At 53.4% G+C, this 13433-nt stretch carries 12 protein-coding genes; all 12 read right to left on the bottom strand.

The window, feature by feature from the left end:
- Nucleotides 1-936 (bottom strand): AAA family ATPase, encoded by a 936-nt coding sequence (locus tag EYZ66_RS05740; RefSeq protein ID WP_009575475.1) that lies wholly within the window; start codon nt 934-936, stop codon nt 1-3.
- An 18-nt stretch (nt 937-954) separates the two neighbouring features.
- Nucleotides 955-2154, bottom strand: a complete 1200-nt coding sequence (locus EYZ66_RS05735) for an O-succinylhomoserine sulfhydrylase (protein WP_009575476.1) — start codon at nt 2152-2154, stop codon at nt 955-957.
- A gap of 11 nt (nt 2155-2165) precedes the next feature.
- Entirely contained in the window at nt 2166-3692 is a 1527-nt protein-coding gene (gene purF, locus EYZ66_RS05730) for an amidophosphoribosyltransferase (RefSeq protein WP_009575477.1), read from the bottom strand.
- 28 nt (nt 3693-3720) lie between these two features.
- The gene (locus EYZ66_RS05725) at nt 3721-4221 is read right to left on the bottom strand and encodes a CvpA family protein (RefSeq protein ID WP_009575478.1); all 501 of its coding nucleotides are present in this window, start codon (nt 4219-4221) and stop codon (nt 3721-3723) included.
- Between the two features lie 8 nt (nt 4222-4229).
- The gene (locus EYZ66_RS05720; protein WP_009575479.1) at nt 4230-4823 is read right to left on the bottom strand and encodes an SPOR domain-containing protein; all 594 of its coding nucleotides are present in this window, start codon (nt 4821-4823) and stop codon (nt 4230-4232) included.
- A 7-nt stretch (nt 4824-4830) separates the two neighbouring features.
- Complete coding sequence (locus EYZ66_RS05715; RefSeq protein WP_009575480.1) at nt 4831-6096, bottom strand: bifunctional folylpolyglutamate synthase/dihydrofolate synthase; 1266 nt, start codon at nt 6094-6096, stop codon at nt 4831-4833.
- The gene (gene accD, locus EYZ66_RS05710; protein WP_009575481.1) at nt 6077-6994 is read right to left on the bottom strand and encodes an acetyl-CoA carboxylase, carboxyltransferase subunit beta; all 918 of its coding nucleotides are present in this window, start codon (nt 6992-6994) and stop codon (nt 6077-6079) included. The genes EYZ66_RS05715 and accD overlap by 20 nt, the downstream gene beginning before the upstream one ends.
- 54 nt (nt 6995-7048) lie before the next feature.
- Nucleotides 7049-7846 carry a tryptophan synthase subunit alpha gene (gene trpA / locus EYZ66_RS05705; protein WP_040816444.1) on the bottom strand — a complete coding sequence of 266 codons (798 nt, stop codon included), beginning with the start codon at nt 7844-7846 and terminating at the stop codon, nt 7049-7051.
- Nucleotide 7847: 1 nt separating this feature from the next.
- Nucleotides 7848-9080 (bottom strand): tryptophan synthase subunit beta, encoded by a 1233-nt coding sequence (trpB, locus tag EYZ66_RS05700; protein WP_009575483.1) that lies wholly within the window; start codon nt 9078-9080, stop codon nt 7848-7850.
- Nucleotides 9073-9693, bottom strand: a complete 621-nt coding sequence (locus EYZ66_RS05695; protein ID WP_268869518.1) for a phosphoribosylanthranilate isomerase — start codon at nt 9691-9693, stop codon at nt 9073-9075. The genes trpB and EYZ66_RS05695 overlap by 8 nt, the downstream gene beginning before the upstream one ends.
- 72 nt (nt 9694-9765) lie before the next feature.
- A complete protein-coding gene (truA, locus tag EYZ66_RS05690; protein ID WP_009575485.1) occupies nt 9766-10590 on the bottom strand; it encodes a tRNA pseudouridine(38-40) synthase TruA in 825 nt (274 codons plus the stop codon).
- Entirely contained in the window at nt 10587-13361 is a 2775-nt protein-coding gene (locus tag EYZ66_RS05685) for a FimV/HubP family polar landmark protein (protein ID WP_009575486.1), read from the bottom strand. The genes truA and EYZ66_RS05685 overlap by 4 nt, the downstream gene beginning before the upstream one ends.
- Nucleotides 13362-13433 lie beyond the last annotated feature (72 nt).

The raw sequence follows: 13433 nt of genomic DNA, 5'->3' as shown, positions 1-13433 counted from the left end.
CTATGCCTGCCTTAACACGTTCACAGTGGCTAGGAGGTCGCGGACGAGTTGCCCACTGTCGCTGTTTGATCCCGCCGCAGGCACCAAGCGGTGTGCCGCTACCGCAGGAAAAACAGCCTGAATGTCATCGGGAAGAATGTAACGGCGGCCTTCCAGGTAGGCCCAGGCTTTTGACGCTTCAAGTAGTGCCAACGCACCCCGTGGAGATAAACCCAGAGCACAGGCGGAGTGGCTACGAGTGGCTTGCACCAGACGACTGACGTAATGCAGCACGTCATCGGTCGCGCTAACCTGGTCTACCTCAACTTGGAGTGCTCGCAAGCCCTCGTTATCGGTCAAAGCGGTCATCGTCTTGGGCAATTGTTGTCGGTCGCGCCCGACGACACGCTGAAACAAAGCGAGTTCTGAGTCCTTGTCAGGGTAGCCCAAGGTCATTCGAATTAAAAAACGATCCAGCTGCGATTCAGGCAAAGGATACGTCCCCATTTGCTCACTGGGGTTTTGTGTGGCTATGACAATAAACGGCTCGGGCAGAGCACGGGTTTCACCATCGATCGACACCTGCCCTTCAGCCATCGCCTCTAGCAAGGCACTTTGTGTACGAGGCGTAGCGCGGTTGATCTCATCAGCCAACAGCACCTGAGAAAATACGGGGCCTTGATGAAACTCAAACCGGTTTTCCCGCGCGTCAAAGACCGACAGGCCCAGAATATCCGCAGGTAACAAGTCGCTCGTGAATTGTACTCGAGCGTATTGCAAACCCAGTGATTGTGCCAAGCTGTGGGCTAAAGTGGTTTTACCCATACCGGGTAGATCTTCAATCAGGATATGCCCACGGGCCAAAATGGCACACAGAGCGAGCTTTATGGCCTCTGACTTACCGAGTAGACGCTGCGCGATGGCATCGTGCACCCCGGCGAGGATAGGATTAAGCATGTTACCTCTCTCATCACACTACCCTGCCAATATACACGATAAACCGCGCCTCAGATCATCCTGAATGTCTTTTAGCGACTCTAAGCCCACAGAGATGCGAATTAAATTCTCAGTAATACCGGCCGCGTCCCGCTCTTGATCGCTCAGACGACCATGGGTCGTCGTCGCTGGATGCACGATCGTCGTTTTCGCATCGCCGAGGTTTGCCGTTAAGCTCAGCCAACGCACCCCGTTTATGCAGGCCCAGGCCGACTCACGCCCACCTTTTACGGTAAAGCTTAACACCCCGCCAAACCCGCTTTGCTGAGCTGCGGCCAAAGCGTGTCCTGGATGATCTGCTAAACCGGCGTAGTTAACCGATGTCACCTCGTCCTGTTGTGATAGCCATTCAGCCAGGCCCTGAGCATTGGCACAATGGCGTTCCATGCGCAGACTGAGAGTCTCTAATCCTTTCAGAAAGACCCAGGCGTTAAAAGGGCTCATCGTCGGTCCGCAGGTACGCAAAAAGGCCCGAACTTCGGCCATGTCCGCATGCGTACCCACCACTGCCCCACCGAGCGTACGGCCCTGTCCGTCAAGGTATTTGGTGGCCGAGTGAATCACCAAATCCGCGCCGTGCAGCAATGGCTGCTGCAGAGCTGGCGTACAAAAACAGTTGTCCACCGCCAAACGCGCACCCACCCCCTTGGCCAAATTGGCAAAGGCACGAATGTCGGCGATGCGACACAGAGGGTTCGAGGGTGTTTCCAAAAAGAGTAATTTGGTTTTTTCGTTGGCAGCTGCTTCCCAAGCGCCCATATCCCCAAGAGGTAGGTAATGGGTTTTAACACCGAACTTGGCCATGTACTTAGAAAACAAGCCCGTCGTAGACCCAAACACATCGGCTGAACACAGCACTTCATCACCGGCTGATAAGAACGCCATACAGGTCGACAATATCGCCGCCATACCGGACGAAGTCGCTACCGCCTCCTCGCCTCCCTCCAAGGCCGCCAAACGCGACTCAAACAAATTCACCGTAGGGTTGGTATAGCGCGCGTAAACGGGGCCCTCGGCCTCACCCCGAAAGCGTGAGGCAGCATCTTCAGCGCTATCAAAAATGTAGCTCGAGGTCAGGTACATAGGCTCGCTATGCTCGCCATTTTGACTGCGTTCGAAACCAGCACGAATCGCTAAGGTCTCGGCATCGAATTGCGATGGGTCAAATTCAAAGGACACGGGTTGGGCTCCTAGGATTGATCATCGTTATGAATACCAATCACCGACCGGCCCGCCGCCTCCGCTGCACGGCGTTCTTCCTGGGCGGCATCATTGCGGGCATTGTGCACGGATAGCAAGTAGGCGTCATCAACATCGCCCGTGACGTAGTCCTTGTTAAATACCGAGCAGTCAAAGCCGTCGACTTGGGGGTTACCTTCCATCGAACATTTGACCAAATCGTCGAGGTTCTGAAAGACCAACCAATCCGCCCCAATAGCCTCGCATACTTCCTCCTCGGTGCGGTTGTTAGCGATCAACTCCTCCGCCGAGGGCATATCGATACCGTAAACATTTGGGTAACGTACCGGAGGGCACGCACTGGCAAAGTAAACTTTCTTAGCACCCGCATCACGCGCCATCTGAATAATTTGGCGGCACGTGGTACCACGAACAATCGAGTCATCGACCAACATGACGGTCTTGCCTTCAAACTCCAGAGGTACTGGGTTTAACTTTTGTCGCACCGATTTTTTGCGCTCGTTTTGGCCTGGCATAATGAACGTTCGGCCGATGTAGCGATTCTTCATGAAGCCTTCGCGGAACTTAATACCCAATTCATGGGCCATCGCTTGGGCGGCAATACGGCTAGTGTCCGGTATGGGAATCACCACATCAATCTCATGATCAGGGCGCAAAGCCATGACTTTTTTTGCTAGAGCCTCACCCTGACGCATCCGAGTTTTGTATACCGAAATGCCGTCCATCATGGAATCTGGACGAGCGAAGTACACGTGCTCAAAAATACAAGGCAACAGTTTAGGTTTAGCCGCACACTGCCGACGGAAGAGCTCGCCTTTTTCGGATATGTAGACGGCCTCGCCTGGCGCTACGTCATCTATCAGTTCAAAACCCAGCACATCCAAGGCCACACTCTCCGAGGCCAGCATGTACTCCGTGCCTTCGGAGGTCTCGCGCTGACCCAACACCAAGGGACGAATACCCCATGGGTCTCTAAAGCCCACAATACCGTAATTGACGATTAACGCGATGGCGGCATAACCCCCTACACAGCGTCGGTGAACACCCGCCACCGCGGCAAAAATATCCTCTGCACTTGGAAATAATTGTCGCTGAACCTGAAGCTCATGCGCGAAAACATTCAACAACACCTCGGAATCACTGTCGGTGTTCAAATGACGCAAATCGCTCTGAAACATCTCGTGGGTGAGCTTAGCTGAATTTGTTAAGTTGCCATTGTGTGCCAAGGCGATACCGTAGGGCGAATTCACATAAAATGGTTGGGCTAAGGCCGGACCACTGCTCCCGGCTGTTGGGTAACGTACGTGGCCTATACCCACAGCACCGCGCAAACGCTGCATATGATGCTGACGAAATACATCACGAACCAAACCTTCCGATTTGCGCTGGGTAAAACGGCCTTGGTAGGAAGTCATGATACCCGCGGCATCTTGGCCTCGGTGCTGAAGCACGGTTAATGCATCATAGATATCAGGCGCGACATCACGTTTGCCAACAATACCCGCTAATCCACACATAGTTGTTTCCCAATAATATTTTTAAGGTTCAGATGGTCGGCACGCGAGCATCTTGCAGTTGCGCCTGGCTCCAATTCAACATCGTATCGATGTGCGGCATAAGCACAGACTGATCCATCGCATCCTGCGTTTGCGGCGCGAGCAATTTTAGCGCGTAAGCCATGATAAGCAAAACAACAACGCCGCGGACCAGCCCAAAAGCTGAGCCCAAGATTCGATCAAAAAACGAGAGTCCCACCGCTTGGATAACCGATTGGAGCAGTCGACTCACCAAAGATGTCGCAATTAAAGTCGCCACCATGACACCCAAGAACGCAACAACTTGGCGAACCACATCGCCGCTGATCAGGTCACTGAGGTAACTCGCCAGCCAAGGCGAATAACGACTGGCCAGAATAAAGCCAGCGACCCACCCAAGCAGCGACAGGGCCTCACGAACAAACCCTCGCCACAAACTCAAAAAAATCGACAAACCTAAGACACAGACAATGCCCCAATCGACCCAATTAAATGTTGTTGTATCGAGCATGCGTTCTCCTAGGGCCAATAGCGCACAATCAAGGATTTGACCGACAGTGCCTCATCCACCGCCGCCTTCACGGGTGCCAAGTCCCGTTTTTGATACTTCGGTCCCACATACACTCGGTATCGGATTCCCTCGGGACGGTCGACCTCTACGACATACGCCTTGTACCCAAGTTCTTGTAATTTTAGGGACACCGAACGAGCATCGGTTTTGCGCGCCATGCTAACGACCTGCAGTGTGTAAGCAATTGGGCGCCCCTTGTCATCGAGTTCAATGTCCTCGGGAGGCTCCGTCAAATCTTTGTTGGTGATGGCTGCAGCCGGTAAAGCCGTATCACCCGATAACAGCTCAGCCGTTCTGGCGGCATCTTCGGCAACATCGGGCTCGTCGGAATCTGCCTGGGGATTACGACTTGCATCAACCTCAATGTCCGGCCACTGAAACTCGCTTTCATCAACGGGGGTAAGCGGTTCGTAGGTCTCGACGCTCGGCACCTGAAGACGCTCAGCGGGCGTTTGCAGCGATTGGTCCACAAAAATAATGGGCCAGAAAACCACGCCTAAGGCGGTTAAGACTAAAGCCCCTACTAGTCGTTGTCGCAACATCTTGGTCTTAATTCTCCGTTTGACGCGCCCAAACCTCAAACGCCGCTACGGTCGTAAACGACCCGATTATCAATAATAAGTCATCTTGTTCTGACTCTTGCCACATTGCCTCACACGCGTGCGCAACAGTGTCGTAGCACTTAGCTCCATGACCCGTCGCGTTCTGCAAGATCGCTTTTAATTCGAGCGCCTTAGCGACTCTGGGATTGTGCGACTGATTGGGCAAATACCAGTGGCTAACGGTATCGGCCGCTAACGCGAACATTGTACCAGTGTCTTTGTCGATCATGGCAGAAAATACAGCGCGACAGGTCTTAGGGGCGAACCGCGCTTCGACAAATTCAGCCAAGGCTTTGATTGCCGCAGGATTATGAGCCACATCAACCAGCACAGTTCGATTTTGGACATCACGAATCTCGCGACGACCGGGGACCTGCAGGCTGGTTAACACAGCAGATGCATTGCCAGGAAGGCCATACCCCAAGCAGAGCACAGCCTGCACGCCTGCTGCTAAATTCGAGGGTAATAAGGCGCTTCGAGGCAAGTTGGTCAGGCTGATGTGTCCTTCACTCGATTGCCATGCACCAGACCAGTGAAGGGCATCAAACCGCAGCTCATAATCTGTATTGACGCACACAGTCACTGCGCCTATGCGGTTTAACTCAGGCAACAGGGTTCGCGGCAAATTCGATTCAGCGACCACACAGGGTGCTCCAGCACGGGCGACGCCAGCCTTCTCGATCGCAATAAGCTCTCTGGTGTCGCCTAAATACTCTTGATGATCAAGATCGATACTCGTCACGACTGCGACGTCGGCGTCAAAAATATTCACCGCATCTAAACGTCCACCAAGCCCCACTTCAAGTATCCAAACATCGACCTGAGCTCGCTGAAAAATAAACGCGGCCGCCAGTGCAGAGAATTCGTAATAGGTTAGCGAGATGTCACCGCGCGCCTGCTCAATCGCCTCAAAAGCGTCGACGATAGCTGCATCGCTAGCCAGCTTATCGTTAATCACGATCCGCTCGTTAAACGACACGATGTGGGGCGAGGTAAATACGCCAACCGCGACCCCCTGAGCACGCAACAAGGCGTTAACGGTCGCCACCGTCGAACCCTTACCGTTAGTGCCGGCAACCGTCAAAATTTTACCCGCAGGGCACAAGCCCAGACGCGCCGCCACTTCGGCAGCGCGTTCAAGACTTAAATCAATGGGTTTCGAATGGGCGTGCTCTAAATGTCCGAGCCACGCCTCAAGCGTTTTCGCTGGCATCAGAGTCAACTAGCTCATCCGCAGTTGCGCTGCCCCGCGTGGAGGCCGAATGCGTCAGTTTTTGCAACAAGCCGCCGAGCGTTTCGCGCATATCATTGCGATGCACGATCATGTCGATGGCACCATGTTCCAACAAAAATTCACTCCGCTGAAAACCAGGTGGCAATTTCTGACGTATGGTCTGCTCAATAATGTTGGGGCCAGCAAAACCTGCACGCGCATCAGGCTCAGCAACGTTAATATCGCCCAGTAACGCTAACGACGCCGACACCCCACCATAAATAGGATCTGTCATCACCGAAATGTAGGGAATACCCTCTTGCTTCATACGCTCGATAACAGCCGATGTTTTGGCCATCTGCATTAAAGAAATAAGCGCCTCTTGCATGCGCGCACCGCCCGAGGCCGAAAAGCATACCAAAGGCTGCTTTTGCTTGATGGCGATGGTCGCTGCACGAGTGAACTTTTCGCCCACCACATAGCCCATCGAACCACCGTGGAAATTAAACTCGAAGGCGACTGCAACCACGGGTAACGACAAAACTGTACCCTGCATTGCAATCAGAGCATCGCGTTCACCAGTCGATTTCTGTGCTGCACTGAGGCGATCTTTGTAGCGCTTTTTGTCTTTAAACTTTAAGCGATCAATGGGCTCGATATCCGCTAAGATCTCTCGGCCACTGCCCTCGTCCAGAAACAATGCCAAACGACGTCGCGCGCCAATACGCATGTGGTGATCGCATTTAGGACAGACATCCGCGTTGCGCTCAAGCTCTGGTCGATACAGCACCGCCTCGCATTTAACGCACTTTTTCCATAGGCCTTCCGGCACATTGGCTCGTTTTTCCGAGGTATCTTTGCGAACCCCCGTGGGCAAAATTTTATCTAGCCAGCTCATAGTCCCTCCGTAAGCGGCAAGTATACGCCGGTCCGGTAATGCATTAAAGCCTCGCTATACGCCACTGCGGATGTCGCGTAACAGCGACACGGCCGCTTTAACTCGAGCTTCTATCGACCGCGACTCGTCACCCAGAAGATTCACCAAGGCGCTGCCTACAACCACGCCATCGGCTTCAGCACCCACACGTGCTGCCGATTCCGCGTCTTTGATACCAAAGCCGACTACCACAGGTAATTCGGTACCGGCCTTAATCTGCTTTACCTTTGCAGCCACCTCGTCAGTATTTAAATGCCCAGCGCCAGTCACACCTTTCAGAGAGACGTAATAAATAAATCCGCTGGCCTGCTGAATAATCAGTGGAATGCGCTCGTCTGGCGTGGTTGGCGCGATCAAGAAAATATTATCAATACCGACGCGCTTCAACTCGAGGTTCATAGCCGCGACTTCCTCGGGTGGCAAATCGACTGTGATAACACCGTCTACACCAGCCTCTGCGGCAGCATCAGCAAAGGCCGAATACCCCATATGCTCAATCGGATTAGCGTAACCCATGAGTATAATCGGCGTCTGGGCGTCTTGTGCCCGAAATTCAGCGGCCATGGCTAAGCATTTACGCAGACTGACAGAGTGCGCCAAGGCGCGTTCGTGCCCTTTTTGAATTGCAGGCCCCTCGGCCATAGGATCCGAAAACGGCACGCCGAGCTCTAACATATCGGCACCAGCCGCCACGAGATCATGCATTAAACTGACGGTAACAGCGGGTTCTGGATCGCCCCCCACAACGTAGGGAATCACCGCTTTTTTACTTTCGGCAAGCAGCGACTGCCACTTTGCTTGAATTCGACTCAATTTATTTTTCTCCAAAAATGTCCGCGCCATCCACTTCGGCGACCGTAAAAATATCCTTATCGCCGCGACCTGACAAATTCACGATAATGCTTTGGTCGGGTGTCATAGTCGCCGCCAACTTTGCGGCGTATGCCAGTGCATGTGAGGTTTCCAATGCGGGCATGATCCCCTCTGTGCGAGTCACTTTGTGAAACGCTGCGAGCGCCTCGTCGTCGTTTGCGACCACGTAATTAACCCGTCCGATGTCCTTGAGCCACGAGTGTTCAGGCCCAACACCCGGGTAGTCCAACCCAGCAGACACCGAGTGCGTGTGCATAATTTGGCCGTCCTCGTCTTGCATCAGGTAAGTACGATTACCGTGCAGAACACCCGGCGTCCCCGCCGTCAAAGGCGCCGCATGCTCATTGGTCTCAATACCGTGACCACCCGCTTCTACACCGTAAATAGCGACGCCCTCGTCTTCGAGGAAGGGGTGAAATAACCCAATCGCGTTACTGCCGCCGCCAACGCAAGCCACCAACGCATCGGGCAGACGTCCGATCTGACTCAAACTTTGCGCTCTTGCTTCGCGACCAATAACACTTTGGAAATCACGCACCAGCATGGGGTAAGGATGCGGCCCAGCCACGGTGCCAATAATATAAAAGGTGTCATCAACGTTGGTGACCCAATCGCGCATCGCTTCGTTCATCGCATCTTTGAGGGTTCTTGACCCTGAAGTGACCGACACGACATTGGCACCCAGTAGACGCATTCGATACACGTTGAGTGCTTGGCGCCGGACGTCTTCCTCGCCCATGAACACATGGCACTCCATACCTAAACGGGCGGCAATTGTCGCGCTTGCAACGCCGTGTTGACCCGCGCCGGTCTCTGCAATAACGCGCTTTTTACCCATGAATTTCGCAAGCAGAGCCTGACCCACCGTGTTGTTGACTTTGTGCGCACCGGTGTGATTCAAGTCTTCACGCTTAAAGTAAATACGCGCTCCACCGATCTCATCAGACCAGCGCTCGGCCTCGTACAAAGGCGAGGGGCGCCCAACAAAATGTGCCAAGTAGGCATCAAATTCTTTCTGAAAATCTGGATCGTCTTTCAATTGAGTGTAGACACGCTCCAGGTCTGCCAGCGCCGACATCAAAGTCTCTGACACAAATTTTCCGCCATAGGGGCCAAAACGACCGTTGGCATCGGGCACTTGCGCATATACGCTTGGATCGATGGGTTTATTCATGGGGTTTTACCTTATCAAATGACTTTACCGCATTAACGAATGCGCGAACTCTCAGTGGGTCTTTTACACCTGAGTTGGACTCAACGCCACTGCTGACATCAACAGCACTTGGACGATAGTGCGACAACGCCTCGGTCACATTCTCAGGCTTGAGACCGCCCGCCAAGATCCAGGGGCGATGCAATGCCTGCGGCATGGCAGACGGGTCGATTTGGTGCCCTGTGCCACCCGGGACGCCCTCGACCCAAGCATCTAACAATAAAGATCTTGCGGCCTGAAACTCATTGGTGGCAGTGATCACATCTTGTGCGTTTCGAACCCGAACCGCCTTCCAGTAGGGGTGTCCAATCGCACAACAAAACTCTGCGGTTTCATTCCCGTGGTACTGAATGATATCGGGTTGCACCTCGGCAATGATTTGCCTCACAACCTCAGCCGAGGCATCCACCACCAACGCGACCAATGTCACCATCGGCGATATCGCCTCGCGTATCTGCTTGGCCGTTGCAATAGAGACCGCTCTGGGACTTGGCTCATAAAATACCAAACCGATGGCATCAACGCCCTCAGAGGCCACCATTAAGGCATCCTGTACCGAGGTAATTCCGCAGATTTTGATTCGAGTAGCCAGGTTTTTCGCTCCAAAAATTGGCGCGCATGATAACAGATTTAGGGAGTTGAGTCGCTAGCCCTGAGGCAAGAATATAGGGCCATCCACCGCATCAGGAAGCTCGTACTTACGAGGGTAAGCGACTGAGGTCAAATACAAACCATCAGGCGATGCCGTATCGGCTGCGACAGTTCGGTCTTTGCCCTGCAAAAGTTGAGCAATCCAATCCACTGGCTTTAACCCACGACCTACCAAGCTTAATGAACCAGCGATATTACGCACCATATGGTGCAAAAACGCATTAGCTCGAATTTCCATAACAACAAATGGGCCTCGACCAACAACACTGACCGCCTGTACTTCGCGAAAAGGCGTATTCGACTGGCAGCTGGCGGCGCGAAACGCCGAAAAGTCTTGCTCACCGAGTAAACTTTGAGCCGCTTCATTCATCGTCTGGGAACACAGTGCGTTGCGCGACCAAGTCACCTGCTTCAACAGTGAGGTAGGCCGCACTTCTTGAACACACCACACGTAGCGATAGGTTCTTTGTATCGCTGAAAATCGAGCATGAAACTCATCAGGAACTGCACATGCCCAATGAACTCGGACCGTAGGGGGCAACACTGCATTGGAACCAACCACCCAGGCTTTTAGGCTTCTAGAGACCGGCGCTTTAAACGAAACAACTTGAGACGTCGCGTGCACACCGGAATCGGTCCGCCCCGCACAAGCCACACGAACATCGTGATTAGCAATTTGGCTCAAGGCAGCTTCCAGAGTTGCTTGGACTGTCTGATCAGTGCCACCTTGACGCTGCCACCCATGAAACAAGCTGCCGTTGTACTCCACAGCTAATGCAAGGGTTTGCTCTGCTGCGAGAGGGGTATCGCTAAAACTCACAGCAGGGTTGTGAGTAAGGCATCAGCTTCACGTCGCTGCGCATCATTGCCTGTTTCGACCACATCTTCGAGAATGCTGCGCGCCGAGTCAAAGTCTTCCATATCGATGTAGGCTCGCGCTAGATCAAGTTTCGCAGCGGGGGCGTCTTCACCCTCTGCCACAAATATCTCATCGTGTTCAGCGTCGCTCGCACTCGGGGCTGATTCAAGTTCGAACAAATCGCTTAGGTCAGCATCGTCATCGGATTCATCCTCGGCCAGCGCAAAATCCGACAAATCGATCTCATCGGTCATATCCGCTGGACCACTTTTAAGATCCATATCAGAGAAATCCAACGAATCGGAGTCGTCCTCTGCGTCTTCACTTAGATCGGCAGACGCATCTGACTGGATCGGAGCCTCGGTCTCGGCGTCATCCAAGAGATGCGACAGATCGAATTCGTCTAACAATTCATCGCTCGCCTCAGCAACAGCGGCTTGCTCATCGTGGTCAAGCGTGATGTCATCCAGAGCATCACCCTTTTGCGCAGCTTGTTGTGCTGCTAGCTCTCTCTCGCGAGCTCGCATTTCGGCCTCGCGCTCTTCCCGCAAACGCGCTTGCTGCTGGGTTTGCAGTTGGTCGAAAAAGGCATCTACCTCATCAGGACCATCACTCTGGGCTTCTTCTTCGGCATCGGTGTTGAGGTCAAACGCGGCGTCGGCAGGAACGTCTGCAAGAACGTTAGCAACATCCTCCTCAAACTCCGACAAATCAAACTCACTGACCTCGTCCGAGCCCACCTCTACCTCTTCGGCAGCAGCGCTCGCATCAGCTGCGTGTTCTTGTTCATGTTCTACTGCCGGGTCATCCGCCGCATCATCTGTCGCTGCAACTGCGCTAGCGGCACGTGCAGTGGGCTTTTCATCCAACAGACTGTCAAGGGCGTCGCCAAAGGGGCCAAACATTGAGGAATCGGCACCGAGATCAAAGACCTCATCGTTGTTCGAGGACTGCTCTTGCTCAATGAAGCCACCGCGCATCATCAGCTCGTCAGCTCGAACCACAATGTCACGTGAGCAGTTGTCCAACACGCCTTGGTAGGCCTTACGAGCGTCGTCTTCCCGGCCCGCGTCTACCAACACCTCCACCAGTTTCAATCGGCACTCATCGGCACTCGGATTCTTTTCGAGCGACCCCTGCAGTAAGTCAATTGCTTGGTTGATGCGGCCGTAAGCGATATAAATATCAGCCTCGGCCAAGGCATCTTCGATGTCCATGTCCGATGCGTATTCATTGGTCGCCGCTGTTGAACCTTTGAACGAATCTGCAACGTGAGACGGCAGATCGTCGTCGTTGGAATCGTGATCAATTTCCAAACCAGAGTCGCTGAGGCTTACGCCAGCGAAAACATCATCGTCTAAATTATCTGAGAGGTCTTCCAGATCGTTCTCTTCATTTAACGAGGAGCTACGACGGCGCTGCCAATATAAACCCAAAGCAGCTAACAAGGCGGCAAGACCCACCCCGCCGGCGATCATAGAAATAGACAGTCCCTCGGACTTTGTCGGAGCCTCTGTGCTGACCTCTGGTACCGCTTTGACGGCTGGCGCATTCAAATCGACCACGGTCGCTGGTGCTTTACTCAGTGTCTCCGTCGCTTTCACCTCAGCCTGAGCTGCTTGAGCCGTCGCTTCTTGGGGTGGCTTCACTGTCGCCTGTTGCTCTGCCACAGGTGCCGGGTCCTTGCTCGCAAGCGCATCACGCAAAAGCGCGATCTGCTCATCTTTGGTTTCGATAATCGCCTGCATGACCGCCAGCTGATCTTCGATACTGGCTAATTGTTTTTGCAGCTGGGCTAGACGCTCATCGTTGACGGCAAACCCAGATCCACTCGTTTCACTCGCCGCGCGATCCTTTGTCGCAGCAGTGCCAGCCGACGCAGAATCGGTATCGACGCTATCGGCCGCAATACGCAGTTTTGCTGCGGGTTGCGATACACGTCCTGCTCGCCAATCTTGGTTCTGACGCCGAATATTCGCCAACACCACTTCACTATCGCTCAAACTTGCATCAAGCTCGGTCGGTAGATAGACCACACGCCCGGCTTTCAGTAAATTGATGTTGTTGTTGATGAACGCGTCCGGGTTCTGACGCTGAATTTCAAGCATTGTCGCTTGCACCGACGAGCCGGGCAGTTTCGCCTCCAGAGCGATTTCCCAGAGCGTTTCATTGGGCTTGACTCGGTAGTTCTGGCCGGCCTGCGGTCGATCAGTAATGCTTTCTTCGCCTGTGGATCTCGAGGTGGTTGCTGACTGGCGTGACGGCGCCGCACCTTGATCTTGCGAACGATCACTGCCATTCACTACATCGGTGGCCGAGATAACAATGCCGTCGTCAAACACTGGAGGGTCTAACAACAGTGTGTACTCGCGCAGCAAACGACCACTGGGCCATTTCGTTTCTAATACGAAATCGAGATAGGGTTCTCTGACGGGCTCGCGTGTCGTCACCGCGACATAACTCTCACCGCCGGTGTCCACCACAACCTGAAAATTAATGCCCGTTAAGAAAAAATTGCGTTCAATGCCAACGCGCTCAAAGTCTTTATCTGATGCAAGCTTAACCAAAATTTGTGTCGGCAACAGACCTTCAGTGTTTAGAATTTCAATTCGGGCGTTGAGAGGTTCATTTAGGTAGGACTCGAGCTCAATGTCACCGAGTCCTAGTGCCGAAGCAAATTGAGTCTTGAATGCAGTCGCCGCAAGCGCAATAGCGAGCAATTTTCGCTTCATAATGAATGCCTTTTTTACCGCCAGTCTAGCTGTGTCAGTGGCCTGGGTATGTTTTTTAACTTCTTGGACGTG

It is taken from the genome of Aequoribacter fuscus, from assembly GCF_009910365.1.
In the GTDB taxonomy this organism is placed as follows: domain Bacteria; phylum Pseudomonadota; class Gammaproteobacteria; order Pseudomonadales; family Halieaceae; genus Aequoribacter; species Aequoribacter fuscus.
The sequence above is the reverse complement of the archived record's forward strand: the minus strand, read 5'-3'. Positions and strand labels throughout refer to the sequence as shown.